General features: G+C 59.3%; 29 protein-coding genes and 6 pseudogenes. 16 read left to right on the top strand and 19 right to left on the bottom strand.

The window, feature by feature from the left end; translation table 11 throughout:
• Positions 1-642: 642 nt before the first annotated feature.
• Positions 643-909: a helix-turn-helix transcriptional regulator gene (locus FJ943_RS14355; protein WP_318011835.1), complete on the top strand. Its 267-nt coding sequence runs from the start codon at positions 643-645 to the stop codon at positions 907-909.
• 268 nt (positions 910-1,177) lie between these two features.
• Positions 1,178-2,685: pseudogene (locus FJ943_RS14350) on the top strand (protein adenylyltransferase SelO).
• Between the two features lie 75 nt (positions 2,686-2,760).
• On the opposite strand, the gene FJ943_RS14345 reads toward FJ943_RS14350, so the two are convergent.
• The 9 genes and pseudogenes from FJ943_RS14345 to FJ943_RS29975 form a co-directional block, all read right to left on the bottom strand.
• Entirely contained in the window at positions 2,761-3,087 is a 327-nt protein-coding gene (locus tag FJ943_RS14345; RefSeq protein WP_140620524.1) for a SemiSWEET transporter, read from the bottom strand.
• A 710-nt stretch (positions 3,088-3,797) separates the two neighbouring features.
• Positions 3,798-4,157: a dihydroneopterin aldolase gene (gene folB / locus FJ943_RS14335; RefSeq protein WP_023773903.1), complete on the bottom strand. Its 360-nt coding sequence runs from the start codon at positions 4,155-4,157 to the stop codon at positions 3,798-3,800.
• A gap of 3 nt (positions 4,158-4,160) precedes the next feature.
• Positions 4,161-4,684, bottom strand: a pseudogene (folP, locus tag FJ943_RS14330) (dihydropteroate synthase); the annotation flags it as partial.
• A gap of 195 nt (positions 4,685-4,879) precedes the next feature.
• A complete protein-coding gene (locus tag FJ943_RS14325; protein WP_015316681.1) occupies positions 4,880-5,173 on the bottom strand; it encodes a hypothetical protein in 294 nt (97 codons plus the stop codon).
• 239 nt (positions 5,174-5,412) lie between these two features.
• Positions 5,413-5,922, bottom strand: a complete 510-nt coding sequence (locus FJ943_RS14320; RefSeq protein WP_140722288.1) for an EF-hand domain-containing protein — start codon at positions 5,920-5,922, stop codon at positions 5,413-5,415.
• Positions 5,923-6,298: 376 nt separating this feature from the next.
• Entirely contained in the window at positions 6,299-6,748 is a 450-nt protein-coding gene (locus FJ943_RS14315; RefSeq protein ID WP_140722285.1) for a DUF4112 domain-containing protein, read from the bottom strand.
• Positions 6,749-6,754: 6 nt separating this feature from the next.
• Positions 6,755-7,228: a YidB family protein gene (locus FJ943_RS14310; protein WP_140716117.1), complete on the bottom strand. Its 474-nt coding sequence runs from the start codon at positions 7,226-7,228 to the stop codon at positions 6,755-6,757.
• A gap of 156 nt (positions 7,229-7,384) precedes the next feature.
• Positions 7,385-7,594 (bottom strand): DUF3072 domain-containing protein, encoded by a 210-nt coding sequence (locus FJ943_RS14305; protein ID WP_140716119.1) that lies wholly within the window; start codon positions 7,592-7,594, stop codon positions 7,385-7,387.
• 152 nt (positions 7,595-7,746) lie between these two features.
• Complete coding sequence (locus FJ943_RS29975) at positions 7,747-8,391, bottom strand: hypothetical protein (protein ID WP_181174566.1); 645 nt, start codon at positions 8,389-8,391, stop codon at positions 7,747-7,749.
• Here FJ943_RS29975 and FJ943_RS29970 point away from each other — a divergent pair.
• Positions 8,350-8,799, top strand: a complete 450-nt coding sequence (locus FJ943_RS29970) for an SDR family oxidoreductase (protein ID WP_246671873.1) — start codon at positions 8,350-8,352, stop codon at positions 8,797-8,799. The genes FJ943_RS29975 and FJ943_RS29970 overlap by 42 nt on opposite strands.
• A 169-nt stretch (positions 8,800-8,968) precedes the next feature.
• Here FJ943_RS29970 and FJ943_RS14290 read toward each other — a convergent pair.
• Positions 8,969-9,161, bottom strand: a pseudogene (locus FJ943_RS14290) (Atu4866 domain-containing protein); the annotation flags it as partial.
• Positions 9,162-9,813: 652 nt separating this feature from the next.
• On the opposite strand from FJ943_RS14290, the gene FJ943_RS29640 reads away from it, so the two are divergent.
• Both FJ943_RS29640 and FJ943_RS14270 read left to right on the top strand, forming a co-directional pair.
• On the top strand, positions 9,814-10,266 hold the full coding sequence (locus tag FJ943_RS29640; protein WP_181174565.1) for a hypothetical protein: 453 nt from the start codon (positions 9,814-9,816) through the stop codon (positions 10,264-10,266).
• An 11-nt stretch (positions 10,267-10,277) separates the two neighbouring features.
• Complete coding sequence (locus tag FJ943_RS14270) at positions 10,278-10,484, top strand: hypothetical protein (RefSeq protein ID WP_140620253.1); 207 nt, start codon at positions 10,278-10,280, stop codon at positions 10,482-10,484.
• A 243-nt stretch (positions 10,485-10,727) separates the two neighbouring features.
• Here the strand turns inward: FJ943_RS14270 and FJ943_RS14265 are convergent.
• The 3 genes and pseudogenes from FJ943_RS14265 to FJ943_RS29635 form a co-directional block, all read right to left on the bottom strand.
• Positions 10,728-11,446, bottom strand: a pseudogene (locus tag FJ943_RS14265) (SOS response-associated peptidase).
• A gap of 46 nt (positions 11,447-11,492) precedes the next feature.
• Positions 11,493-11,714 carry a DUF768 domain-containing protein gene (locus tag FJ943_RS14260; RefSeq protein WP_140620249.1) on the bottom strand — a complete coding sequence of 74 codons (222 nt, stop codon included), beginning with the start codon at positions 11,712-11,714 and terminating at the stop codon, positions 11,493-11,495.
• A 50-nt stretch (positions 11,715-11,764) separates the two neighbouring features.
• Positions 11,765-11,914, bottom strand: coding sequence for a hypothetical protein (locus FJ943_RS29635; protein ID WP_181166477.1), 150 nt, complete (start codon positions 11,912-11,914; stop codon positions 11,765-11,767).
• Positions 11,915-12,057: 143 nt separating this feature from the next.
• Here FJ943_RS29635 and FJ943_RS14255 point away from each other — a divergent pair, with 143 nt between their 5' ends.
• Positions 12,058-12,744, top strand: coding sequence for a hypothetical protein (locus tag FJ943_RS14255; RefSeq protein ID WP_246671872.1), 687 nt, complete (start codon positions 12,058-12,060; stop codon positions 12,742-12,744).
• 137 nt (positions 12,745-12,881) lie between these two features.
• Complete coding sequence (locus FJ943_RS14250; protein ID WP_140722273.1) at positions 12,882-14,261, top strand: tetratricopeptide repeat protein; 1,380 nt, start codon at positions 12,882-12,884, stop codon at positions 14,259-14,261.
• A gap of 238 nt (positions 14,262-14,499) precedes the next feature.
• Here FJ943_RS14250 and FJ943_RS30155 read toward each other — a convergent pair.
• Positions 14,500-14,619 (bottom strand): annotated as a pseudogene (locus tag FJ943_RS30155) (integrase); the annotation flags it as partial.
• 74 nt (positions 14,620-14,693) lie between these two features.
• The gene (locus FJ943_RS14245; protein ID WP_140716133.1) at positions 14,694-14,951 is read right to left on the bottom strand and encodes a hypothetical protein; all 258 of its coding nucleotides are present in this window, start codon (positions 14,949-14,951) and stop codon (positions 14,694-14,696) included.
• Between the two features lie 122 nt (positions 14,952-15,073).
• Here FJ943_RS14245 and FJ943_RS14240 point away from each other — a divergent pair, with 122 nt between their 5' ends.
• The 3 genes and pseudogenes from FJ943_RS14240 (at position 15,074) to nadE (ending at position 18,100) form a co-directional block, all read left to right on the top strand.
• Entirely contained in the window at positions 15,074-16,573 is a 1,500-nt protein-coding gene (locus FJ943_RS14240) for a winged helix-turn-helix domain-containing tetratricopeptide repeat protein (RefSeq protein ID WP_140722270.1), read from the top strand.
• Position 16,574: 1 nt separating this feature from the next.
• Positions 16,575-17,053: pseudogene (locus FJ943_RS14235) on the top strand (DUF892 family protein).
• 219 nt (positions 17,054-17,272) lie between these two features.
• A complete protein-coding gene (gene nadE, locus FJ943_RS14230) occupies positions 17,273-18,100 on the top strand; it encodes an ammonia-dependent NAD(+) synthetase (protein WP_140661328.1) in 828 nt (275 codons plus the stop codon).
• Between the two features lie 131 nt (positions 18,101-18,231).
• Here nadE and FJ943_RS14225 read toward each other — a convergent pair whose 3' ends face one another.
• Both FJ943_RS14225 and FJ943_RS14220 read right to left on the bottom strand, forming a co-directional pair.
• Complete coding sequence (locus FJ943_RS14225) at positions 18,232-18,702, bottom strand: OsmC family protein (RefSeq protein ID WP_140619136.1); 471 nt, start codon at positions 18,700-18,702, stop codon at positions 18,232-18,234.
• A 31-nt stretch (positions 18,703-18,733) separates the two neighbouring features.
• Positions 18,734-19,048 (bottom strand): DUF1272 domain-containing protein, encoded by a 315-nt coding sequence (locus tag FJ943_RS14220; RefSeq protein ID WP_140619134.1) that lies wholly within the window; start codon positions 19,046-19,048, stop codon positions 18,734-18,736.
• Between FJ943_RS14220 and FJ943_RS14215 the strand changes: the two genes are divergently transcribed.
• Positions 19,047-20,114 (top strand): GlxA family transcriptional regulator, encoded by a 1,068-nt coding sequence (locus FJ943_RS14215; protein ID WP_224720318.1) that lies wholly within the window; start codon positions 19,047-19,049, stop codon positions 20,112-20,114. The genes FJ943_RS14220 and FJ943_RS14215 overlap by 2 nt on opposite strands.
• A 123-nt stretch (positions 20,115-20,237) precedes the next feature.
• Here the strand turns inward: FJ943_RS14215 and FJ943_RS14210 are convergent, their stop codons facing one another.
• Positions 20,238-21,032: a DUF2066 domain-containing protein gene (locus tag FJ943_RS14210; protein ID WP_140716135.1), complete on the bottom strand. Its 795-nt coding sequence runs from the start codon at positions 21,030-21,032 to the stop codon at positions 20,238-20,240.
• Between the two features lie 51 nt (positions 21,033-21,083).
• Here FJ943_RS14210 and FJ943_RS29820 point away from each other — a divergent pair, with 51 nt between their 5' ends.
• The 5 genes from FJ943_RS29820 (at position 21,084) to FJ943_RS14180 (ending at position 25,399) form a co-directional block, all read left to right on the top strand.
• Positions 21,084-21,725, top strand: a complete 642-nt coding sequence (locus FJ943_RS29820; protein ID WP_210242367.1) for a CGNR zinc finger domain-containing protein — start codon at positions 21,084-21,086, stop codon at positions 21,723-21,725.
• Between the two features lie 185 nt (positions 21,726-21,910).
• Positions 21,911-23,008, top strand: coding sequence for an ABC transporter substrate-binding protein (locus FJ943_RS14200; protein ID WP_140722267.1), 1,098 nt, complete (start codon positions 21,911-21,913; stop codon positions 23,006-23,008).
• A gap of 830 nt (positions 23,009-23,838) precedes the next feature.
• On the top strand, positions 23,839-24,135 hold the full coding sequence (locus FJ943_RS14190; RefSeq protein WP_140619126.1) for a hypothetical protein: 297 nt from the start codon (positions 23,839-23,841) through the stop codon (positions 24,133-24,135).
• 561 nt (positions 24,136-24,696) lie between these two features.
• On the top strand, positions 24,697-24,939 hold the full coding sequence (locus FJ943_RS14185; protein WP_210241311.1) for a hypothetical protein: 243 nt from the start codon (positions 24,697-24,699) through the stop codon (positions 24,937-24,939).
• Positions 24,940-24,991: 52 nt separating this feature from the next.
• A complete protein-coding gene (locus tag FJ943_RS14180) occupies positions 24,992-25,399 on the top strand; it encodes a low affinity iron permease family protein (protein ID WP_140619124.1) in 408 nt (135 codons plus the stop codon).
• A gap of 132 nt (positions 25,400-25,531) precedes the next feature.
• Here FJ943_RS14180 and FJ943_RS14175 read toward each other — a convergent pair whose 3' ends face one another.
• Positions 25,532-25,972: a two pore domain potassium channel family protein gene (locus FJ943_RS14175; protein ID WP_181171415.1), complete on the bottom strand. Its 441-nt coding sequence runs from the start codon at positions 25,970-25,972 to the stop codon at positions 25,532-25,534.
• Positions 25,973-26,195 lie beyond the last annotated feature (223 nt).

The raw sequence follows: 26,195 nt of genomic DNA, 5'->3' as shown, positions 1-26,195 counted from the left end.
TGGCCAGAGCTTTCGCCTCTCGGACGAGGAATGCGCAATTCGTCCCGAGCAGCGAAATGAACTCCAGTGCTTGTGCCGCCGTCACTCCGGTCCCTTTCACGAGCTTTTGGACAATGCCGCGCACAGGCTCGAGCGTCATAGGAGGGAATCCTGGGGGCGTCCTGACTGTAGACATTTGACGTACATTCCAGGTTCGTTTCTCTCCCCTCGGGAAGCCGACGGCGTCGAAGTGCGTAGCGAGGAATGCTGAGCAGTTTCCGCTCACGCTTTTCTTTATACTGCGGCCGTCACGGGCATCGAGCCGGAACAAATTGGGTTGATTTCGATTCGGAGAACCTGATCGAGGGATCTCATGACCTCCACCTTCAATTCGCCAATGCGTCCAATTTTCATCTCCGGGCCCCGATGCGCACGAGACGTAGAACCCCAGCCCTCTCGCTCGACGTCTCGCAGCGGCAGACACCTCCTCCTCGGGGAGGCTTAGAACTGGTTAGGAACCGGCAGACCTGGCTCGCGCAGATATATGGGCGGCCGTGATGTCGGCGTCGTCGCGGTTGGCCGCGCTGAGACGCATCCTGGGGAGCAGCCTGGGCCGTCCGATGCATCAAATGGGCTCGGGCTCGATGGCGAGAAGAGAGTTCGGTGACTGATCTGACGCCGGAGCAATCGCGGATAGCGCGAGGTCTGCTGAATTGGCCGCAGGTGCGGCTCGCCGTGAAGTCAGGCCTCAGCGAAGGTGCGATACGAGATTTCGAAAGCGGTCGGCGAGTGCCTGGCCCGCGTAAACTTTCAGCGATTCGAAATGCATTTGAAGCGGGCGGCATTCGGTTCTCCACAGATGGCCCGATCAAAGCACAAGGTGAAGCAGGAGCACTGGAGCAGTGCCCTGCGACCCGAGAAGGCGGTTAGGGAAATGCAGGCCGCCCCTTTGAAACCCAAGCAGGCCAAATGCTGTAGCCGCGCGTGCGGTAGCACAGGGCAGGAACGACGCCTTAGCCAGCCATGCGCGCTGCAGGCGTTTGGAGCGGGGGTGCGGCGGCAGCACCGGAGCAGAAGTTCGGGAAAGCTAACAAAGCCGCGGGATGAACCGGGAGCGAGCCGGCGGCCGCGGGTTGACATCGGCATGGACGCAGTGATCGACATGGTTCCGACCTCTGCCACAGCGAAGGAGAACCTCATGCCTTCATCCACAACCGGATCAGCCGTGCAGAGCCCGATCTGGCCCTTTCAGCAGAGCTATGCCCAGTTACCGGATCATTTCTTCGCGCGTGCCCCTCTCCACCCGGTTTCAAACCCAAGGCTAATCCGGCTGAACGAGCCGCTAGCTCTGGAGTTAGGACTTGATCCCGATCAGCTCGGGAGCCCTGCTGGGATCGCCGTGCTTGCCGGGAACAATTTTCCAGATGGACTGCACCCTATAACCTTAGCCTACGCTGGCCACCAATTCGGCAACTTCGTCCCGCAACTGGGCGACGGACGCGCAGCACTGCTGGGCGAGGTCGTCGATGTGCACGGGGTGCGTCGGGATGTCCAGCTGAAGGGTTCAGGACCGACCCGATTTTCGCGCAACGGCGATGGCCGTGCTGCGCTTGGTCCGGTGCTTCGTGAATACGTGGTCAGCGAAGCAATGGCTGCGCTCGGCATACCGACCACTCGAAGCCTTGCGGCGGTGCTTACCGGGGACCCAGTCTACCGGGAGCGTTGGCTGCCAGGGGCTGTGCTGACCAGGTGGCGGCGAGTCATATCCGTATCGGCACTTTCCAATACTTTGCCGCCCGAAACGACATAGAAGCGCTGAAGCTCCTTGCCGATTATGCCATCCTGCGTCATTTTCCCGAGGCGGCCAGGAAACCGAGACCTTACCTGGCTCTGCTTGAGGCTGTGATCGCGGCGCAAGCGGAACTGGTGGCGCGGTGGATGTTGCTCGGCTTCATCCACGGCGTCATGAACACCGACAACATGTTGATATCCGGAGAGACGATTGACTATGGACCGTGCGCGTTCATGGATTCATACGATCCACAAGCGGTGTTCAGCTCCATCGATCAACATGGCCGCTACGCCTACGGCAACCAACCTCGGGTGGCGGTCTGGAATCTGGCACGCTTCGCCGAGACCCTGCTGCCGCTCCTGAGCGAGCGCGAGGGTGAGTCAATCTCGCAGGCCGAGCAGGCACTAGGGGAATTTCACGCTCGCTACGAAGCTATTTTACATCGCGGGTTCAGGGCAAAGCTTGGGCTGCTGAATGAAGCTGACGGTGACTTGGACCTTGCCAACGATCTGTTGGATGTGATGGCGCGTGGGCGAGCGGATTTCACACTCACGTTCCGCTTGCTGGGAGATGACCTCGACATCCCTGGCACCCAAGCTACCGCCAGGAGGCTGTTTGAGGATCCCGGCCCCTTCGATGCCTGGTCGGTGCGCTGGCGAAATCGCTTGGCGCGGGACGGCGGCGCCACCTCGACGCGCAAAGCCGCGATGCACGGCAGCAATCCCAAGTTCATTCCTCGCAACCATCGCGTAGAGACAATGATCAAGGCTGCGGTGGAGGACGATGACTTCCGAATCTTCGAGCAATTGTTGGCAGTCGTGTCACGGCCGTTCGAGGAACAGCCCACACTGTCCTATTATGCGAAACCACCCAAGCCGCACGAGCGCGTTCTGCAGACCTTCTGTGGCACGTGACATCCCCGCCATGCCGCGAGACGCCACCGACGCGGGCGAACTCTGTAGGGCCGGGCCAAGCTAACGAGACAGGCCTCAGGACGCGGGCGGGCGAGGCCTCTCGGAGCCAGGCGAAGGATCGATTGCGTCCGCCACCATCTCCCTCTTGGAACTGGGAAGGACCCTCATCAGCAGGATAAAAGTGGCGAGCACGAGGCAGACAGCGTTGGTGACTATGATGGGCCATTCGCCTTTAATGATGCCAAAAGTCAGCCACAGCACGAAGCCCAGCACAGTGATGGCATACATCCACGCGGATATGCCAGCCGTGTCCCGGGTCTTGATGATCTTCCAGGCTTGCGGGGCAAAACTGGTCATTGAGCACAGCGCTGCCAGCGAACCGATGAGCGTGACCTTTTCCACGCAACCAACCTCCGACTATCGGCTTCATTCGCACGCCCGAAAGGCCCGCTTGTTCGACCTCGGCGATACCGGCAAAGTCTTTGGGTACCGAGGGCACAGTGCTTCCCCGGTTGGAAGCCGCCCAGCGAGAGCCAATCACAGCACTGGCCGAGACGGCCAGGGACGCCCTGCCGCATGGGGATGTTCCCACACAATCTGTCAGCAGATCAGAGCGGCTTCTGAGGGTGGTGATCAGGTTCGAAGCTCAGCCGCTTTGAGCGCGACAGCAAGTCGCGGGACGCTTGGATAAGGCGCCGTGTCTCCTCAATGGTACGAAGCAAGTCTTCAGCGCTCGCCCGCGCCCGACGGCTACCGAGGTGAGCTGCTTCCAAATAGATCTTGCGTGCTTGCCGGGGATCACTCATCGCTCGACTTTATAAGTTGGAAGCAAGCGGAAGAAACTAACGTGTGTTAAGGCAAGCGGATCTTTGTGATACCCCACCAAGTAGCAGTGCGTCTGGGCAACAACGAGCCCTGACACGTCGTCCGTCTCGCCGGCGGCTGACCGGTGACGCTGGGCGGCAGAAGGTGCGGTGCGTTGACGAAGCCAGGGTTGAGGCAGTTCGAACCCTGTCCAGAGGGATCTTCCAACATGCAAATTTACAGGAAATGAGCTTGAGGGCGACGCCGCCGGATCGCCCAGATTGCCGCCGAGGCTCAGATAGACGGTGTTATTCGGGCCAGACAACGGTCACCTCGACGTAATCGAGCACGCCAGGCACCGGCGCATTGGGCTTGCGAACGGTGACCTCGGCTTTCCGGATCTGGGGAAAGCGCCCGGTGAGAGCCTTCGCGACTTCCAGGGCCAGCGCCTCGATCAGGAAGCGCCGGTGTCCGGTGATGATCTCCTCGATGACGGTGAAGGCGACGCCGTAATTCACCGTTTCCCCGATGGCGTCATCGACGAGCGCGCGTCCCGGCTCGACGGTGAGCGAGGCATCGACATAGAAGCGCTGCCCCAGCGCTTCTTCCTCGTCCAGCACGCCGTGCCGGGCAAAGAAGGCGCAATTCTTCATGCGGATGACATACATGGCTCAGCGTTCCGATCCGGTTTCCCGCGCCAGCATAGCATCCGCCACCGCCAGCGCGTCCACGTTGATTGCGACATCATGGACGCGAAACAGATGCGCGCCCTTGAGCCGGAGAATGACGCTGGTCGCCGCCGTGCCGGCCGCCCGGTCGGCGGCGTCGCGGCCGGTGACGGTGCCGATGAAACGCTTTCGCGACGTACCGGCCATCAGCGGGAAGCCGAGCGCGCCAAGCTCGGCAAACCGTGCCATCAGATCGAGGTTTTCCTCCGCCGTCTCCTTGGCGAAGCCGAAGCCGGGGTCGAGCACGATATGGCCGTCGGCAACACCTTGCCGCGCCCGATCTCAAGCGATTTTCCCAAGAACGCCAGCTGGTCGGCGATCACATCGGGCAGCTTGTCGCGATCCCGTCCGGTATGCATGATGACGAGCCCGGCGCCGGTATCGGCCGCCACTCGCGCAATGTCGGGCTCGCGCTGCAGACCCCAGACGTCGTTGACGATATGCGCACCGCTCGCATGAGCTAGGCGTTTATCTTGTCAAAGTGGCCGTCAGGAAGTGCAGACCGTCAGCTAGCCATCGTCCTTTGAGGACAGCCGAGCCACCGTTGACTGAGTTTGAATCAGCGGTTTGGCGCACTGAGTCCGAAGCTGCCTTGCAGTATACCTCAGACGTGAAGCGGCATGCACTCGGTCATCGTCTGGGCCACACCATTGCCGCAGGCGCTAGACCAAAGCCATCGGCAGATATCGAATCACAACCTGCTCCTGGCGGAACCGCCGCTCCAATTCCGAACGCCGCCTTTGCCAATCGGGCAGATCGACTTCGTGAGTCATAACCTCGAAGATGACGATCTCGTCTGCTCCCTGCCTCCACACACCTTCCGCAGGCGCGCGCAAATACGCGGTGACACCGTCGAAGCGGAGCGCGAGCTCCTCCTTCACACGATCAAACTCTTGCTTGGCGAAGGGCTTTCCTGCGTTGTCGGCGCGAGGTAGCAGAATCTGGACCAGATGCATGTTTGCCCCTAAACCTCGCAATGCTTGCCTAGAGCCACTTCTTTGGAATGCTTGGCCTATGGTCGTCGACGGGCACAGCCGTCCAGCCTCGTGCGAGCTCTGCGCAGGTCTTTACCCCGTTGATCCTACCGAGTATCGGCGGAGCATGAGACGGTGGGGAGCCAAATACCGTGCTCCGAGCCATCTCCTGTGGGCCCTAGCTTCAGACGTCGAGCAGGCCGAGGTACAACCTGTCGGTGCTAACGTCGGTCCTGGTCTCCTCCGGGACGGAAAAAGGATTGGAGTTCCTGCATGTCGACGCTTTCATCGCCGTCCTCGTCGACAGCGTTGAAAATTCGCCCAATGAAATCCTGAACCTCCGTCCGCGACAGTGTACCATCACCGTCGGTGTCCATGATGGCGAACATGATCCTCATTTTGGCACCCTGCATCATATCGGCTCCCGCCCTGCGGCCGTGCTTCATACGTCCCGTATCACGATCGCTCATCTCGTCGTCCTGAAGCCTTGGGCCCCTGTGTCGCCAATCTGCCTCGGGGTCTCGATCCCTTGCTGTTTTTTCCTGCAGCATCTCATCCATCATCTCGCGCATCATTTGACGCATTGCTTGCTGGTTCTGTCCGGCTTCGTCCGCCGTCCGATCCTGGGCTGGTGATGCGGGCTTGGGAACATCCGCCGATTGCGCAAAGGCGGACGGGGCGAGCATAGCGAACGCGGCCGCCAATACTGTAGTCGTGAATGCTCGTGTCATTGGGTTTCTCCATTAACTGCCACGCCGACCACCCGGCGTGCTGTCCAAACCAGCAGGTCGGTTCATGGTTCCTAGGCATCGGGCGCAAAAGCGGCATAGCTCCGATCACCTCAGCAAAGCGCTGGCTGTCTTTGTCGGAATCGACCTTACCGATCACCTGATCGCTGCGCAGATTTGCCAGCGGCGCAACGAAGATCGGTCTTCACCGATTTTGCCGAACTCATTGAACCCACATCGACAAAGGTGGCGCAGATTCCGCAGCCAGTTCCGAGAGTGCGGCTGGATGAAACATTCCAAGTTGGCGGCAACGGCATCGTCTCCGGCCAACACCGGCCGCTTCCCGGTCGCGAACGCCGCATGGGTGATGCCCTGCGAACTACCGTTCAGCAACCTGACGGCTTAGATGGCCACGAAGCAGGCGGATGTTGCGGTTGTTCGACTTGTAGTAAACATCGAAGATCGATCCGAGGACGGGCACGCTTCCCAAGACGGTATCAAACAGCACATTGGCCACCATCCGAGCAACCAACAGCTTCCCAGCGCCGCATTTGCGGGCTCGCAGCACAATGTAAGCCGAGATCAACCCGGTTGCTGTATCGCCCAGCACAGGCACCAGGCCTACCAGAGCATCCAGTCCGAACCGAATTGGCGTTCCCGGGATTCGCCAGCGCGAATCAAGCAGCACTGCCAAGAGGTCGAGCTCGGCGATTGCCCTCGCAGTCTGGCGATCCACAATAGGCGTTTCGCTTGTCCCTACTTTCCGGCTGCCATTGCTCGCTCGATCCAATCTCCTCGGTTTCGCACCTCTCCAGTCCGCTTCCGTCATGTGGAATTAGCTTTGTATCGGCCGGGAAGGCACGTCGTCGAGCAGGTTGGGCTGGTCTGGGACTTTTGTTCGGTGGTCTGCTGGGAGGGTGCCGTCGGGGGTCATCTGGTTAACCGCATCGGGCAAATCCCTGGTAATCCTTGCAATCAGCTCCTCGCGCGAGAGGCCGGTCTGGCGGGAAAGTGCTTCCAGTGTCTGAGCGTCAATCGCCGTTTCCACCTCGTGCGCCTCGATCGGCTGGTTCGGCCCAGTGCCAACCCAGGAGTCCACCTTCGACCCGGCACCTGCATTTCTAAAGCGGTCAAGAATATCGCCCAGCGCGGTGCCGGATAGGCCCTTCGACACCTGGTCCAGTATCCCGCCTTGCGGATTATTGGGATCGCGCTCTCCCGCTCCGCGGATCGCCTCCGCGATCTTGTCGCGGTTTTGATAAGCCAAAACCCCCAGCATAGCGATCGCAAGTCTTCCTAGATTGGCCACTCGTTCCTCCTGTGGTTTCGAACATGGAGAAGGTCTCGCCCTGCCAAAAGTTCCCGCGATTGCCAGCAATATCAGGAACGGCTTGGCAATCGCGACCGCTCCATCGCGCGAGACGGAAGGTCAAGTTTAGTAACGATAGAGCGCCCGAGCCGGTGCTTAAAGTTTCAGCTTTGCCCTCAGTGCATCTATGCGCTTAGACGCCTCTGCCTTGCTGAGGTTGTCTGCAAAGCTTTCCTGATCCTCAGCCTGCTCACACAGGGTTTTCAGATAGGACGCCTGGGACGGCGTCATCGGGTCGCCACCACTCACCCATTGGTCAGGATCTTTCTCGACGTTTGCATCGGTTTTTGCGCGCAAGTCTTCCATTGCAATCTCCTGTCGTAGCCTAGGGAATGCGTTTGATCTCTTTTTGTTCCAATCGTTTTCTCAAGGCTGAGGCTCGCTTAGGTTGGGCTGGGGTGTCAGGCACGGCGGCGGCCAGCATGCGCGAGTGATAAAGCAAGAAACGGCCTTCCCCATTAAGCGTCAGCTTGCAGTTTCAACACGAAATCCCTCAATTCGTAACCGCCCGCCATATCCGCAACAGCTATGAACTCATTTTGGAGTCGCTGGAATATCGTGGCCTGTGACCTGCCATCGAGTTCATCGGCACTTCGACCGAAAACCAGCAAACCGCCATCGACAACCGTCTTTGCCACGGCGGTTACCGCGCGTTCGATTTGAAGACGAGGAAAGTTCCTCGTCCCAAGGGCGTTCATCACGCGCACGACGTCATACCGCACTGGCGAGGGCGAAAAAAAATCATCTCTGGTTGCCATGAAGCGACCGTCAGACTTCGTCTTTGCAATGACATCGGGATGAAAAAGCGACACGCGAGTTCGCGTTGCAAAGCTGGGGGACAACAGCCAGGCGAGAAACTCATTTGCCCGCTTGCTACGCAATGCGATAGCACCCAGCGCTACCTGAAGGACAACATTGTCGCTGTCGTAAAGGACCCAGCACACCCCTTTCCGGGCAGCGCTAATCTCATCGTAATAATCGCTTGCCGTCATCAAGCTCGCCGGATCACAGGCGGCGCGCATCGGATCGAAGACTATCCCACGGATGATTTCGACAGAGTCTTGCGCACCAACCTGCGCAGCGTCTTTCTCTGCATGAAGCATGAGCTTCCGCTTCTAAAGCGCGGTGGCGGCGGTGTGATCTGCAACACTGCCTCCGTTGCGGCACTGACTGGCCCAGGCGGGATGTGTGCCTATGCGGCGTCGAAACATGGTGTTCATGGGCTGACGCGGGTCGCGGCGATGGAGAACGCCGCACACGGGATTCGAGTGAACGCCTTGGCGCCGGGGTGGACCGAGACCCCAATGGTCGTAACGGCAAGCGCCCAAAATTCATCCTTTGCGGCACAGACGACGAACGCCATTCCTGCCAAACGAGGCGGTAGGCCGAGCGAAATTGCCGAAGCGGCCGTTTGGCTGTGCTCAGGCGCCTCAAGCTATGTTTTCGGCCAGATGCTGATTGTCGACGGGGGAATGACCATTGGCGGATTCGAGTTTGAGGAGATCGCTTGACTGCCTGGTCAATTCCTACTGACGCATAGTGCTGTCGGAATGGCGGCCCTACGTACCTGAGGCGTTCCATCGTTGCTATGGCACCAATCTGCCAGAATAACGAGCTGCATTCTACTCTTCCTTCGGGATAGGGCGCTCGGCCCGACGCTCCGCGCCCGGGTGAACGCCGCTAACGCGGAATTTTACGACGTCGATAGAGCACGATGCCAGCATGGTAGAGGACTCCATCTCTGAACTCACCATCGGCTGTGAAGCCGGTGTCATCCCAATAATCGATGTGGTTGCCACGGACCTCGTATCGGCCCTGGGTAAGCACTTTCTCCACGGCCACGCGCATCGTCATAGCGACCGTTCTGGAGGAGCGTTCGCTATCGCCGAGCGTGTCGCAAGCGGTGACGAACAAAGGTAAGGGCCCAGCTTCGACCTTATCTCGTTGACGGCGGCTCCAATGCTTTCAGCGGCTTGTTTGTCTAACGCGTTCTCCAGCAGACCTGCGGTGGTTTGGACAGACAGGATTCCGAGCGTGTCATCTCCGTCTGCGAATGTGCTGACGTGAATTTCTGTCGGCACAAAAGGTCGTGCCTTGCCCGTTGACTGTTTCAAGCAGGGTCTTCCCTGCCTACTCACGGTCACAATGTCGGTTCGATCGTTCTTTTGCAACCGGGCCTTCGTCCGGCTTCGCGACTTCAAATTCCGGATGGTAGCTGGGTACATCTCAAGAGCTGCCCTCTTCTCGCAAACACCCGGACGCTAACAGGGCCCGGGGCGTATTGCGCAGGCTTACTTCTTGGCGGAGTCGGCGGCGGCCACCTTAGCGGGCCGCGACGGGTTGTGAAGGCTTGCCACAGGTAACGGCCTAGGCCCGCCAGGTAGGTTGCAGAGGTACCCGGCGGGCATCTTTGCAACGCTCCGAGAAAGAACCGCTCATCCCCTGAACCTTTCGGTGTACCAGGTGATCTTGCCGTCCACCTTCATCGGCTTGTGGATCATCAGACGCTTCGGAAGGTGCTCCGGATGGACTTCAAGGAGCGTGATCTTGATCGATGGCTTGCACCGGTTGCAGTCGAATTTCAGCTTCAAAGGATCAACGCCGCCGCCATAGACCATCATGAGATCGGCCGATCTGCAGTAACGGACATTGCCGCAACTGCATTCCACCTTCACAAGCATATTGTGCCGGGTCGCCTTCCCCAGCGTGTCGATCGGATCATGCGCCATGAGAACAGAAAAGGAACAAATTCCTTGCCCGTCAAGCAGTCTTATGGAATCTTTCCGCAGATGAGCGACGAACCGACCAGGCTTCCCGACGGCATAACGCCCGTGCCGCGCGAGCGCGCCAGAGTGCTAAGGCACATGTGCGAGCGCACAGGTTGCGCGAAGCGCGGAGGGTTCGGCTTTGCTCGGCCTCGCCAGGATCCGCATTGGTTCTGTTTCGAGCACCGAGATGATGGGGAGCGCTATCTCTGAAGGAGGAAACCATGGCAGATAGACCACCGTATATGCCCACAGGAATTGGCATCGGCATGCTGAGGGACGACGAAACGAAGATCGGCGTCCTGATTTTCGAGACGGCGGAAGGCAATTTCGACTTCGCAGTCAACTTGCAGGCTGTCGACGTCATTCGGAAGGCGCTCAGCAAAATCGAGACGCACCTCACGAACGGCAAAATCTCGGACGTGGATTAGCCGGTGAAACTATTTTATGCCCCTGACGTTCTCGCCGTCTCAGGTAGGTGGGCAGGTGGTACTTGGCAGGATTTAGGAAGTTCGGGTGTCGGCAATGTCTCGGCGCCGGCAAGGTTTTTCAATGCGCAAAGTGGCTGAGCTCAAACGGCACGTGTTGCCCGACGGGAGTGCACCGAACCGGCTGCAAAGGGTCTACGATCAGATGCCCTATGTGTCGTGGCAGCGGCCTCCAAAGCCCGGAACCTAGACGTCAAACAGATCAGTAGGCCCGCGACCGATCTCATCAATGATGTCGGGCGTGTTGTTGCGCGGAGATCCGACCTTGCTGTCGATCGGCCACATCTTCATTAGATCGGACGGAACGGGCTTCATCAGCTCGCGAGGGTCCTGCTCCGGCCCAAGCCAGCGCATGTACTCGGCCGGCGCCAGGATCACCGGCATGCGGTCGTGGATGGTCGCCATCAGATCGTTGGGCTCGCAGGTGGCGATGGCAAAGGTCCGCACAAGTTCGCCCGTAAGCTTGTCGGCATACTCTTCCCATATGCCGGCCATGGCGAAGGGGTCATCAGACTTCATAGCGATAGCATAGGGCTGCTTCTTCTTCCCCGACGCGTCGAGCTTCTGCCATTCGAAATAGCCGTCGACGGGCACCAAGCAGCGGCGCGTATTGTAAGCCTTGCGGAACAAGCCATTACTGGCAATGGTCTCGCAGCGGGCGTTGACCGGCGGCGGGCGGCCGTCACCTTCCCGAGCCCATCCCGGGGCCAGGCCCCAGCGCGCCGACATAAAGCCGGCCATGCTGGTCGACAGCTCTTCACGGATGATGATCGGGTAGGTCAGGCTCGGAGCACCGTTCCAGAGAGGAAAGCTGTTGCCAAGCCGTTCGACCTCGCCAGGATGGGCGATTCGAACCGGCGAACCATGTCGGGGATTGTGGTCTTTACGAAAACTCGTCCGCACATGCACCAGAGATAGGGACCCGAAAAGCAATAGTCTACTTCGGGACCGCTATTCGATCGCGCCACCCTCATGATTGCTGACAGCCTCCGCTATTACGGCGAAGACGCTGTCGACCTCCTCATCTATCTCACGCGGCCGGATACCAGCCTTGATCGCGTCGGCCATGGCCTGATCGGCAAGATGAGCGATCAGGCCCGGATCGACGGAAGCATGTTCGGGTATATTTTCGCTCATCCAGCGATAGAGGAAATCCACGCCGCGTGTGCTCATTCGGCGATAAGTGCGATGGGTGCCCTAAGTTCCCGGCTGGCACGCGTTGGCTATTGCTTATCCCGGAAATCGAGCAGCTTGGCGTAACGTAGCTTCTCCTCGCCCTTCAGGAACTTCACGCGGCCGACGAGGCCCGGCCTTAGCCATTCGGCCTTTTCCTTCGTGAGACCTTTCGGCGGCGGCGCGCCGATCTTACTCACGACACGGTCATTCGTACGGATGACGCATTTCCTGGTTCGTCGGCTAAGATTACTATCGGACGGCTCCCCTCAGTCTGGATTAAAAGATGATCTTGGAGCTATTTGGGCCCTCCGGCGCTGGTAAGACCACCTTGGCGTCCGAGTTGGCACGCGATCTGCGAGGTCAGGGCCAGCCCGTTCTTTTGCATATCGCTGACCGTGCACACCCGGTTAGAAGAGCCGCCTTTAAACTGGTTTCTGGCGTTCATTCAAAGTGGATTGGACAGCATTCTCTCGGAGAACTGTTTGAGATTCTCCCACCCAAGAACGAGATGTGGGCAGCTCGTCTGAACTGGCATCTTGAGGCTCTTTTGCAAGCTTGGCGCGCCGCAATGGCGTCTAATCAAAAGATCTCAATTTTTGACCAAGGTATGGTTCAATTCGTATCCTCACTGGCTTTGTTCAGCGACATCACGGATCGTGAAAGAGTGTCGCGTGCTCTCGAGCTTCTGCCCAAACCGGACCTTCTTGTCCGATTGCGGGCGCCAAGGCGAATTCTAGAGGTGCGGTTGAGGGAACGCCGGCGTACTCTCGGGATCATTCAGAAGTTCCTCGATCTTGATCTGCAGAGCAGTCTTGATCAAATCCACCACATTAATCTTGTCGAGGAAGAACTTAAATCGTTCCCGGTACCCACTATTTGTGTCGAGAGCTTGGATTCAGACGGCCTCAGAGCCGCCACCCGAGTAATAACGCTTCGATTAACAAGATTGCGCGGCGCGGCCGATATTCAAACGGGCTTGGTATCAACGAAGAGAGATCGCCGACCAGAGCAAGATGTTGCGGATTAGAACGGCCAACGCCATCCACGGCGCACCTCCTTTAGCAATTAGCTAAAATAGTTTAGCAAGACCAAGTGTTTGAAGGCCGCATGACTCTGATATAGCTGGTTAGACATGCCGGTGAGGTTCTGGCCAAGACCGATCTGATGGACATTGCCTGGCCTGGAATATCGGTTGAGGAGAGCAACTTATCCGTCCAGATCGCGTGTCCCAGGAAACTCCTAGGCCCGGGATCCGACGGAATTGAGTGGATCGCGACGATTCCACGGATCGGCTACCGCTTTGCCGGCGAGATAGAAAAATTGGACGACGCGACAGCAGCACGCAGCCCGTCGGAACCCGGTCCTTCGATAGCCGTGCTACCATTCGCCAACCTTAGCGACGACATCGAGCAGCAATATTTCGCCGATGGGCTGGCGGAAGACATAATCACCCGCATCTCACGGCTGCGCTGGCTCTTCGTATCCGCGCGAAATTCTTCGTTCAGCTACCGGGGGAAGGTCGTTGACGTGACGCAGGTCGGGCGCGAGCTCGGTGTGCGCTACGTCCTCGATGGAAGCGTGCGCCGCTCGGGCCAAAGGCTCAGGATAGGCGCCGAGCTCAGCGATACCCCCAGCGGCCGCCAAGTCTGGGCCGAGCGCTACGACGTTCAACTGGCCGATTTCTTCGAGCTCCAGGACCAGATCGTCGACAGCGTTATCGGTGCCATCGAGCCGAGACTTTATGCGGCTGAGCACCAGCGCTTCCAGGGCCGCTCGCCGGGCAATCTGGATGCCTGGGGGTTCGTCATGAAGGCGATGCCCTATGTCTGGACGTGGGGATCGGCGGCCGAGATCGATGCCGCCGAGGGACTGCTGAAGCAGGCCACGGATCTCGACCCCGACTATCCGCGCGCCAACTGTCTGCTGGCACTGATGCTAACCACCCGGGTGCTGCTCGGTCTGGACGCGCAGGCCACGCACCTGCCAGCCGCCCTCGAGATGGCGGAGCGGGCGATCCGGCGCGAGCCCGAAGACCCGTGGACACACTTCGCTGCCGGTTTTGCGTGCATGGTGGCGCGGCACTTCACCCAGGCAGTGGAAGCGCTGACGGAGGCGATCGCCCTCAACCCAAGCCTCGCGATCGCCCACATGATGTTAGGATCGACCTACGGCTACGGAGGCATGCCCGATGACGGCCTGCACCATCTAGCGCTGGCGGAGCGGCTGAGCCCGCGCGACTTCACCCAAGCAGCGAACCTTTCGATCAAGGGCATGTGCCAGTTCGTGGCTCGCAACTTCGCCGAATCCGCGCTGCTTGAAAGCCGAGCGGTAAAGCTTCGTCCTCACTTCGGAACGGCTTGGCGAACATTGGCCGCGGCGGCCGGTATGTCAGGCGATCACGCTTCCGCCGCTCGAGCTCTCACCGAAGCGAGACGGCTGCAGCCGTCGCTGTGCGTGGAATGGGTCGAGAAATATTACCCCATGGTACGGGCCGAAGACCGAGCACTATACATCACAGGGCTCCGCGTTGCAGGTCTCAGCTAAGGAGCCGACCGCGAGCCCGTTGGACCAATGTCCGGTTATGGCGCAATATACCGGCTGGTATTCATGACCGGAATTGGTCGCATTGCGGTCGAAGGTCGATGACTCGGTGAAAGGAGGCTTTCGCGGCCTCGCAGCCCGAAACCTGGGAGCCCGTTTCCCACCCCCAGCCCGAACTAGCAGCACAACAATACCGTCCCGCGAAGAGGTCATCCGCCGTACACGAATGACCCCTACGGCGTCAGATTTCAGTTCGTTCTGCTAAGAGCAAAGCGTCTTCGATATCGACGCCCAAATACCGCACTGTATTCTCGATCTTGGTATGCCCGAGCACGATCTGAATGGCGCGCAGGTTGGCCGTCGCCTTGTCGATCATAGCAGAGAATGCGTGCCATAATCCGATGCTCGAAATGGCAGTGAAATTATGGATGCAAATCACGCCTGCCAGAACGGCTTTTGGAGTTCCGCCTCGACGGCTGCCAGGGTGAGACCGACGTCGTCGATCCGCTGAGGCCCATCTTCCGCCAGTCGCTTCAGCTCCTCGCGATAGAACATGCGCTCGCGCCAGACCGCGACCAGCCCGCGCAGGGCGATGAGTCTCGCCCAGACCGATGCCGGTCCAGTCGTCCACGTCGGCTGTTCGCTCCAGAGAGACTGGTAGAATCTTGAGGTAAGAGAAAGCTGCGTGCTCATTTGGCTCGTCCTTTCTTGGTGCTGCTAGAATCGATGACGCTACTTTGGCGGATCAGCGGACCTGCGTACTAAAGCGCGGCCGAAACTGTTCCGAAAAATTCCGAAACGTCTAATATGGCGTGATGCAACGGGTTCACCTCGCCTTTGGTCCGTTCGTGCTCGACCCTGAGAAGGGGACGCTCCTGCGGCAAGAGCTACCGATCTCCATCGGGCATCGCGGCATCACGCTGCTCGCCACGCTTGCAGCGCGGTCCGGCGACATCCTGACCAAGGCCGAGCTGATGGAAGCTGCCTGGCCGGGTCTGGCGGTCGAGGAAAGCAATCTCACCGTCCAGATTGCGACGCTGAGGAAGGCGCTCGGCCCTACCGACCAAGGTGGCGACTGGATCGCCACCGTGCCTCGCGTCGGCTACCGTTTCACCGCGCCTGTCGAGCGCGTGGAAGGTTCAGTGCAGCGACGGATCGCGCCGTCCGGCAAACCCACCATTGCCGTGCTGCCCTTCGCCAATTTGAGCGGCGATCAGGGCCAACACTATCTGAGCGACGGCATTACCGAGGATATCATCACCGAACTGGCGCGATACCGGTCGCTCGTGGTGATCGCGCGCAATTCATCTTTTCAGTTTCGTGGACCAGCGCCGGACCCTGCGGAAGTCCACCGGCAACTCGGCGCGCGCTACGTCGTCGAGGGCAGCGTACGACGGCTGGGGGACCGCATCCGGATCACGGCGCAACTGATCGACGGGCCCAGCGGCTTCCATTTGTGGGCTCAACGCTACGACAGGGCGCTTGAGGACATCTTTTCGGTTCAGGAGGAGGTGGCGGCCCTTGTGGCTGCAACCGTCCAAGGCGCTGCCGAGGCAGATGCGACTAACCGCTCGCGGCGAACGCCGCCGGTCGATTGGGCCGCCTACGACTACTACTTGCAGGGTCGCGCGCACTACCATCAGTATGAAATGGACAAGGGCGAATCCATGTTCGCCCGGAGCGCCGAACTCGATCCGGCTTTTGCTCAAGGTCATGCCTATCTGGCGCAGTGCCTGGTTGCGCGCTTCTGGTATGACCACGATCATCGTACGCTGCAAAGAGCCTTGCAGTCTGCGCGCACGGCGCTCCTGCTCGACCGGAATGACGGCATCTGTAACCAGAGCATGGGTCTTGTGCTTGTACATATGCGCCAGCATGGGGATGCCGGACTGCATTTCCAGCAGGCCCGTACGCTCAATCCGCACGACGTCAACATTGCCGGAGACTATGCGAGCTGGCTCAACTACGGCGGCCAGCCTCAGCAGTCCTTGGCGGTCCTCGAAAGGGCCATACTGCTCGACCCGTTGCCCCCGGTCTGGTTCTGGGAGGTGAAGGGCAGCGCGCTCTTCCTGCTCGGCCGATATGCCGAGGCCATCGACGCTTATCGGAAGGCCGGCGACCAGTTCTTCATCCATGCCTTTCTTGCGGCGGCCTACGCACATCTGGGCGAGATTGAAAACGCCCATGTCGCAGTCGAGGCCACACTGAGCCGGCAACCGGACCTCTCGCTTGGCTACCTTGCCCACCTTCCCTTCGCAGACCCGTCATCATTTGAACTCTTCCTCTCCGGCTTCAGAAAGGCCGGCTTCTTATAGGATCCAGTCCGAGAACTCATCGCTGCATTTGGACATCTATTTCGCCGAGAAGAAGATCCTGGCAACCCTTCCCAAGATGGCAAAGGCAGCGCAAAGCCCTGACCTCAAGGCAGCTTTCGAAAAGCACCGCGGCCAGACCCAGGAGCACGTCGCGCGCTTGGAGAAAATATTCGAAGCCCTAGGCAAGAAGCCCCAGGGCAAGACCTGTGCCGCCATATGGGCATCACCGAGGAGGGCGCCGAAATCATGGACGACTACAAGGGCTCTCAGGCTCTCGATGCTGGTCTCCTTGCGGCGGCTCAGGCAGTAGAGCACTATGAAATCTCCCGCTATGGTACGTTGCGGACCTGGGCTAGCGAGCTCGGCATGGCCGAAGCGGTTAAGCTTCTCGAGCTTACCCTTGGCGAGGAAAAGGACACCGACGAAGCCCTTACGCAGCTCGCCGAGTCAGCCGTGAACGTCGCTGCCGAGGCAGCTTAGGAACTGCGACTACGGTGTCTGTCATTCGCCGAGAGAGACTCGCGGATACCGCACCATATGGGTCGGTATCCGCGGCGGAACGCTTGGGAAGATCAAGCGCGCCCTGGTCTGACGGCATGGCCAAAACGCTTTCCGGTTTTCCCACGCAGGCGCAGACCGGGTCGCCGGAATCGGCACCAACGACGTTTCATTCTTTGAACAGCGGGAGCAGAAAGGGATATGACACAACAAGAAGCGATCATCAGCGCCTTGCGCGTCGCTGCGAGTTTCGATGCCGCCGCGGAGGCACGCCGACGCATCGACTTTCTAAGCGGGTACCTGCGTGCAGCCGGCCTCTGCACGTACGTGCTAGGCATAAGCGGCGGTGTGGATTCGCTCGCGGCGGCACTTCTGGCTCAACAGGCCGTAAGCGAACTGCGGAGGGCAGGATACGACGCCAAATTCCTTGCTGTTAGGCTGCCGTATGGGACGCAGGCCGATGAGAAGGACGCTCAGCGAGCACTCGAGACCATCGGAGCTGACGAAGCGCACAGGCTCGACATCAAACCGGCGGCCGACGCGATGCTCGACTCGATCAGGTCGGCTGGCGTGGAGCTCGGCAATGCTCGTCGGGAAGATTTCTTGCTGGGCAACATAAAGGCCCGTCAGCGCATGATCGCCCAATTCACACTCGCCGCTGCCAGACGAGGGCTGGTCATTGGTACCGATCATGCGGCCGAGGCAATGATGGGCTTCTTCACCAAGTTTGGCGACGGCGCCGCCGACATCCTTCCCCTTGCCGGGCTAAACAAACGCCGGGTGCGCGCGCTGGCGGCGCATCTGGGCGCTCCGCCGCAACTCGTCAACAAGGTGCCGACCGCAGATTTGGAGAACCTCGTGCCGCTTCGTCCTGACGAAGATGCGTATGGAGTAACATATGATCAGATTGACGATTTCCTCGAAGGTAAGGAAATCGACGAAGCGGCGCGGAAGCGTATCCTTGATGCGTATTTAAGCACCACTCACAAGCGTTCGCTTCCGGTGGCACCCGATCTCCCGCTTCGCTAGCGGCGTTTGGTCCTTGCCACCGTCGGACCGGCACCATGGCGCTGGGCGGCGTTGGGCGGCCGAGCCGCCTGAACATCAATGCATTTGCAGTCGGAGGATGAGACCGCACGCTGCGGGTGCCGTTCTCTCGTTCACAATTTTCGGTAATCGGCCTCAACACGAATTGGGAAATTGACGGAACGCGCGATGTAGCAAATCTCATGAATTCGATGATGGATGGCTGCAGCCTCGTCGAGATCGATGCCGCTTTCGACCTCGATCCTGGGCCGCAATGTGGCGCCCACGAAACGCCCGGCTCCGTTTGGCTCGCTCTCGCCATGGCCCACGGGTTGATCAGTATAAGAGTGGACGACAATTCCCGCGTCACTCGCCAGATGCAGGTACCAAAGCATGTGGCAGGCCGAAACGGATGCGAGAAGGAGATCTTCGGGATTGGGTAGCGCCGGATTGCCCCCAAGCAGCGGGTCATTGGAGCACTTTATCACAGGCTTTCCAATCGTAGTTATATCCCATGTCCGGTCGTAGCCCCGATACGTTCTGGTGCCGGCGCCGCGATTGCCGGTCCATCCTATGCGGCAGGTGTAGTCGTGGAATTTAGCCATTGCTATATCTCTTCTGTGTTTGGATTTTCTCTTATCGGCCCTCCGGCGCCACGTCGTGCAGGCGCCTCGCGAGATCTGCAACCTGCTCTGCTGTCCACTTCGAGTGTGTTCGTCGGCTGCTCGCTGGATCGTGCTCAAGCCCGAGACAAGAGCCCGCGCGCCATTCACGCCTGGGCCGGATCGGCCTTGCTGAAAAATTTCCGCCGCAAGTCGGGCAAACGTCGTGCAGGACCGTCGAAACGCACTCTGCACAATAGGTGCACTCGTAGCTGCAGATTCGAGCCTCCGAACTGCCCGGGGGCAGATCGCGGTCGCACCATTCGCAATTGGGCCTGATCTCGAGCATGGACCATATCTCTTTCCTCGCCGTCTGGATCGCACAAGGTTCTCGTGGCATAAATGCCATTATGACCTCGCATTCTGCCAACGCGCACCGCGAACGACTGATCGCCTTTCTGGTATTCGATCGCACGAAGCTTCTCGATGTCACCGGCCCGCTGCAAGTTTTCAATGACGCCAAGCGAGCAAGCGGAGAACCCGCGTTTCGTACCATCCTTGTTTCGCAACGAGGCGGGCCGATCGAGACGGATGCGGGCATTGCTCTCCACACCGTCAGTTTCGATCACTGCCGTGAGCTCTCGATCGACACACTCCTGATTTCAGGTGGGGCGACGGCCTTAGAAGCCGCAAAATCCCGTCCTCTTCGGGGTTGGTTGATCAGACAAGCAAAAGACGTGCGTCGGCTTGGCTCCATTTGTCTGGGAGCGTTCATTCTGGCCGAGTGCGGCCTGTTGGATGGCCGACGCGCCACGACCCATTGGGAGCGTTGCACCGAACTTGCAGAGCGATTTCCCGCGATCGACGTCAGGCCAGATCCAATTTTCGTACGATGCGGGGCCGTCTGGACATCGGCAGGGGTAAGCGCCGGCATCGACATGGCGCTGGCGATGGTTGAGGAAGATCTCGGCCACACGACAGCCTTGGCAATCGCACGGGAGTTGGTCCTGTACCTCAAACGGCCCGGCGGACAATCGCAATTCAGCACTGCGCTTCGTCAACAAATCAGAGACCGCGTCGGCCGCTTCGACCGTCTGCATGCTTGGATCAGGCAAAATCCTGGCGCCGATCTGTCCGTCCCGGCACTGTCATCCTTCATGGCCATGAGCCCGCGGAACTTTGCCCGCGTCTACTCTAAGGAAAATGGACAGCCCCCAGGACGAGCCGTCGAGGCTCTACGCGTTGAGGCCGCACGAGACCTTCTGGAGACCAGCCGCCAATCTGTCCAGCAGATCGCACATGAGGTTGGATTCGGCGATCCTGAGACTTTGCGGCGGGCTTTCATGAGATCGCTCGGGGTTGCCCCAAGCGACTACAGGAGCCGCTTTGCGCAAGCTCCTCAGGATTGGGAGTGAACCTGACAAATGGCATAGCCACTCAGCCGGGATTCGCAGGCGAGGACGCTTCACAGCAGCAGCTGGCGGTGCGAGTTGGGCGAGTGGGCCATGCGACCTCCCGCAATGTCATGGCACCCCGCCCTAATTGGGCGGTCGCATGCGCTTGGCGGCACCTCCAATTGCGTTGCGGAAGGCAGCATCGAAATTTACGCCGGAAACCTCCCACTTTTTACCTTCTGTAACGAGTGGGAGGCGCCAAACCGCATGCCAGCCCGGCTCGTTGGTTTCCCAATCGAGGTGCCCGACCAAGATCGCGTCAGCTCCCAATCTGGATTTCAGTCTGGCCAGGCTCCCATCAGGTATTGCATCGACGTTATCCAGCGCGAGCGCCGATAGATCGGCCTCCTTCGGAAATATGATCGGTATCGCGAATCGCACCGAAGCATCTTCAAAGCTTTCGCGCAGGTCCGACCCGTGGACGCCATCGGCGGCGAGTACATAGCTACGCGCCATATCGGTAACCTCGATGACCAGCGCCAGCTTTGGGCGCGGCCCCAACCATGGTCTCTCACCCAGCAGCGCCATCGCATGGTCCATTCGCTTGCGGTCGAACTGGAACGTGAGATCGAAAGGCCGATCGCGTGTGCCCTGCTCGTCGTGAATTGGCCTGCCGAACATGCGGTCATGATAGGTGTAGGACCAAACCATGGCAGGCGCCCCGGTCGCCAGCGAAGCGAAGGCCGGATTGTGCACGATGTCGGGATTTCCGGTCAGCTTTTGCGCTGCCAGTGCGAAACCCTCAGGGATGGCAGGGACGCGCGTTTCCTCGCGATCTCCGGTGACGATCACGCTTGAGCGATAAAGGACATCGTCATTTGCGTGGGCAGTGACTGCAAACGCAAACCAGGACAAGAACGTCAACAGTGGCTTCTTCATTTGACCCGCCCTGCCCTCTTGAGTAACTGCTTATCAGGTTACATATTGACGATGATGGAATCAACAGAATTTGTCCGGACCTACCTCTCGCCGCGCGGCCCTATGCGAATGTTGGGTGGTGCGCCCGCCCTTGACCTTGCCAACACATTGCACTGGCGCGACGGAGCAGAGATCGACTGCATACCGAGCTATCAGGATCTGTTGGTCTTTTGCATTCCGGCCCTGTTGTTGTCGGAAAATGAAGGGCGGGTCCTCGAGCGTCGTGCCGTGACTTACCCACGCGTCGCCCGCGATGTGCATCTCGAGGTGCTAACGCTACGCGCCGCCCTCAAATCGTGGCTCAATGTCTGTGCGAAAAACCTCGGCCATGACGCCGCCTCAAAACGCGTTGCCCTGCGCAGCTTTCATAAAGCGATAGCGCAAGCGGGCGGCTCGGCTGGCCTTGGCGGCATCTTGAACCTCCAATCCTCGTCGGCAAACGAAAGGCTATACCTGCCGCTGCGCCGCTCAGCAGCGGCCGCTGCTATGCTGGTGCTGTTCCCCGCAGGAAAGGACATCCGGCGATGTGAGGCTGACAATTGCGGCGGGTTTTTCATCGACGACAGCCGCTCCAAACCGAGGCGCTGGTGCTCGATGGACAGTTGCGGTAACCGCGCCAAGGCGGCCCGCTACCGCTTGGCACATCGGAAGTAGCGCAGAATGGAAAGGCCGGGCCGGCAGCCAGTCCGCTCAAGACCTGCCGCATCGGACATCGAATGGGACTGTGTCGGTGGTCGCGATGGTACAGATTGTTGGAGGTAGGTCCGACTGTCTCTATCGGTCGACGCATATCCGCTGTAGCTGGGTACCCGGCGAGCGGCGGAACCAGGAGATTTTGAATGGGATCGACTGGTCCGGGCTGCGAAGAAACGACCACAATCGGGGCACTCGTCCCTTTGACTCGCCCCGGCTGGGTTGAGGCAGGCAGACATTTGCTTGCGGGCCTTCAGCTTGCTGTTAGCGAAATCAATGGCGCTGGTGGCGTCGGCGGCAAGGCGCTTGAGCTGCTCGTCCGAGACACCGCAGCCGACCCACAGAAGGCCTTCGCGGCAGTGGATGAACTGGCTCGTTTGGGCGTGGTGGCGATAGCGGGAGAGTATCACAGTGTCGTTGCTCGCGCGGCGGCTATCAGGGCCGACGAGCTCGGCCTACCCTTTCTCTGCTCGTCGGCGGTACTCGACAGGCTAACGGAAAAACCAACGAAATGGGTCGCACGTCTTGCCCCGCCGCAGTCCCGCGGCTGGCAAATATATGCCGACTTTCTCTCGCGCGCCGGCCACGATCGGATCTCAGTTGCATCGCAGCAGAGTGTCTATTGGGCATCTGGCGTTCACATTCTTCGTGATCGCCTGCAAGCAAATGGCGCGACCTTATCGGACATCAGTATGAGCTCGCTGGACCCCTCAATGTTGTGCGACCAACTTATGGATCATGGCGCAACAGTCCTTCTTCTTCTGGTAGGCCAGCCAGATCCAGCTATCTCAATCGTGAAGTCAGTTCGCAATGACGGCCGCCTGTCCACGATCAAGATCGGCGCTCCAGCTGGGCAACCGGAATTCGCTGAATGGGCCACATTGCTAGGTAAAGATAGCGCTGCGATCCCCTTCCTGCGCTACCGACCCGGACACCTCAACCCGCTAGGATCACGCGTCGAAAGGGCGCTGCGGGAGACGTTGGGCGAGGCGCCCTCCTTCGTTGCTCTGGAAGGGTATGACACGATCCTCGTCCTTGCTCAGGCAATACGGACCTGCGGCACTGACCGGAACAGCATCGCAGAGTCATGGCCGCACATAGAGGTTGCGGGCACCCGTGGCCATATCCAGTTCTTTCGCACACCAGCTACGACCGTTTGGCAGTGGACTGGCGCGCCGATCCAAATCGCCGAAAGAACACCGGGCAACCTGGCGCAATTCAGGCGTGTTGACGATCCAAGGTGAGGCGGAGTTGGCTGGCGGAGGCTCGCGGCGGCAGCAGCGCTGTCACCATTGGCCGTCCAATGCGCCTTGGAGCATTCTCCAGGCTATGGCCAACGGGCTCCGAGAAATCTGAACCTGATGAATTGTTCCATGCAGCCGCTGCCGCAGGGAGCCCGCGTCGACCTCGTGCCGGCGCGGCGCGCTGCTCTCTCCCTTGGCAAGTGATGCTTTGGCATCAGCCCTGAAAATAGTTTTGGTGTTCCCAAACGAAAGGAACATCAGCGCCTAATTGAAGTTCGGGAGCCGATTCGGATCCGACTATTGGATCCTGGAAGGATATCCAATGACCAACGATCTCTCACGCAATCAGGAACGGCGAGGTACAGCTCGGATCGTGAGCTGGGCGGTCTTCGTGATCGCCCTCGTTTTTCTAGGCCTTCTCGCCTTTTTTATATTTGCGCCCTTGTCAAACGCTTCGCGGCAAGCGACACCCCTTAAGGTTGCCCCCGAGCAAAACCAAGGCGGCAACGCACCCGCGCCCACTTCGCCTGCCGCAGGCTGATAAGAAGCGCTCGTCTCGCCGCCAGACCCGGCAAGCTGAAGCTGCAAACCGCGATTACCTCCATACCTCTTCCAGTCCCAGCATCCGCTTCGGTGGCGTGATCTTTCTCGCGCCTCAGCGCGGGTGACCTGACCGACCAAACGGTGCGTATGAATGAACGCCTGTCAGCTAGGGAGGAATGGCCCTCACCAATATTGGAACAATGCGGCACCCGGGCGTCAGGCAGGAACAAAGACACCTCTGCCTCGTTGCCTTCGTGAAGGGATTTCAGGCATACAGGAATAGCAAAATGAAGGTTTTGATCTTAAGCGCTTTGGCTCTTTCGCTTGCGGCTCCGGTGGTCGCTTCTGCTGCCGAGGCTGACGTGGTGGTTTCAACACATCACCGGCATCACCATGGCACCACCATCATATACAACGACGAAGGTGACCGTCTTCACCACCGGCATCGCGGCCAGGACGCGTTCTATGACAACGGCCATCGCTCGTGGCGCCATCGGCATCATCGCCGTGACACCGTCGTCATCACCCGCTCGGTGCACCGTCACCACCACAATCGGCCCGTCGTTATCCAGCAGGACGACTGATCGCTCTCCGGTCCGGCTCCATGCGTCCAACACGGGAACTGGATTGACCATCTAGAAATGAGATGCGCGTGCCCTTCAGCAGGCGTGTCATCGCTTGTCGAAGAGCATCTGGGAAGAGGTCCTTGAGGACCTCTTGTCCGCTGATCGAGCAAGCGTGCCCGACCAAGCAGCGCGTTGCGACCCCAACAGAGCCGAATGGTCGATTAGAGATGCCTATCGCATAGCCAATGCCTGCCAGACGAGTGTACTTAGTACACGACCGAGCTAGGTACTCGGCGGCGGCACATCCCTGGCCCGATGTGGTTAAGGTCGAGCGTACTGGCAGACCTCGCCCGCCGCCGAAGGTGTCGGGCTTTTTTTGTGCCGGAGAGCTGTTCGAACAACTTTCAAACGCATCCCGCCGCCGCTGGTCGATCTTGAGGGAAACTCGGTATAACGTCGCGCGGGCGAGCGGATTTCACGCTCACCGCCGGCCTCGTCCGATCAGCGATTGCCGATCCCTGAATGGAACCGTTTCCTGCCGCTGCGCATTGATGGTCAAGTTAAATGGAGGGTAGCGCAGTGTCCATCATCGACAGCATCACCGGCATTTTCTCCTCCAGCGAGAAGGCAGCTAAGAAGGCTCCTGCTAAGAAGGCCGACCCTAAGAACGCAACTGCAAAGAAGCGATCAAGTGCGAAGGCGAGCGCGGTCAAGAAGACCGGAGCCGCCCCCGCAATGGCAGCCCACTCAAAGAATTCCGCTTCAAAAAGCCAATCTGGTCAGCCCAAATCGGCGGCGAGTAAAAAAGCGACTGCGCAATGACGCAAAGTCTTCCGCCTCGGCGGCTTTCATTGTGATTCGGCCGTGACGCTGAATGGAAAGGTCGTTCGGAAATATTGCCAACGCCGTTGCTCGAGGAGTGGGTCGGCCTATCACATTCATCCTTTGCATTGCGTTGATAGCGGTCTGGGGTTTCTACGGACCTGTGCTCGCCTTTTCAGAAACTTGGCAGCTAATCATCAACACCTCTACGACGATCATTACCTTCCTGATGGTTTTCCTCATCCAGAATACGCAGAACCGAGATGGGGCGGCGGTACAGGCTAAGCTTGACGAGCTGGTGCGGGTGAGTACAGGCAAGAACAGCTTCATCGGGATAGATCTTCTAACCGCGACCGAGGTTGAAGAGATCAGGTCGACCTGTGAGGCCGCAGTGGCCCGCGCCCGCTCAACCGGGCAGACACGCAAAGGCGGCGAAGGCGCAAGGAAAGAACATCGCTGACCGTAAGTATGAGAAACGGCATTAAACCGCTCCTCGCCAATGGCACGAAGCAACATGCCCGCGATCGCTGCCGTAGCTTCCTTAGTCATTTCAGAAGACCTCATATCGAGACGGGCCTGGGATCTCGCGGCGCTACCTCCTCTTCCAAAAATTCTCCATGGAAAGGTAGGTGAACGAGGCCGTCCAGCTCAACAGCACCAGGCCAGTGAGCGCCTCCGATGAGGCAATCAGTCGGATCGGACCCTCGGCCCTGATATCGCCAACTCCCAGCGTCGTGTAATTGGTGACGGAGAAATACAGGAAGTCGACCCATCCATTGGAGATTTCTCCGACGATTTCGCCGAACACCCGATAGCTATGGAGGCCCCAGAAGACGAACCCGTAGAACGTAATCTCGACGGTATGTGCCGCAAGCGCTCCGAAGATTACGATCAGCAGTCGTCCTCGGCTGGGGAACCCGCCGACCTCGGCTGAACGGGCAGAGCTCGCGACCATTTTGAACGCCTCGTAGTGGACCAGAACACACGCTATCGCCAGAACGAGCGATACGAGACTCACTGCGATGACGTTCATGACCATGCACCATTCAAGGAGGCTTCGTGTTGATCGCGCGATTGAGTGCCTGTGTCACGGTCTGATTTTCTGCGATATAGAATTATTGCGTCCGGCTCGTCCAAGTCGCGAAGAAACTTCATCGACGCCCGGTCGGTGGGTTTACTGGATTCGGGGTGGTAACTTGAGGATCTGTGCGGGCTCTTTCTCCAACAGGTCATGCCCAGGCACCTCATCCCAGAAG

The sequence above is a fragment of the Mesorhizobium sp. B2-3-10 genome, from assembly GCF_006442275.1.
Lineage (GTDB): Bacteria > Pseudomonadota > Alphaproteobacteria > Rhizobiales > Rhizobiaceae > Mesorhizobium > Mesorhizobium australicum.
The sequence above is the reverse complement of the archived record's forward strand: the minus strand, read 5'-3'. Positions and strand labels throughout refer to the sequence as shown.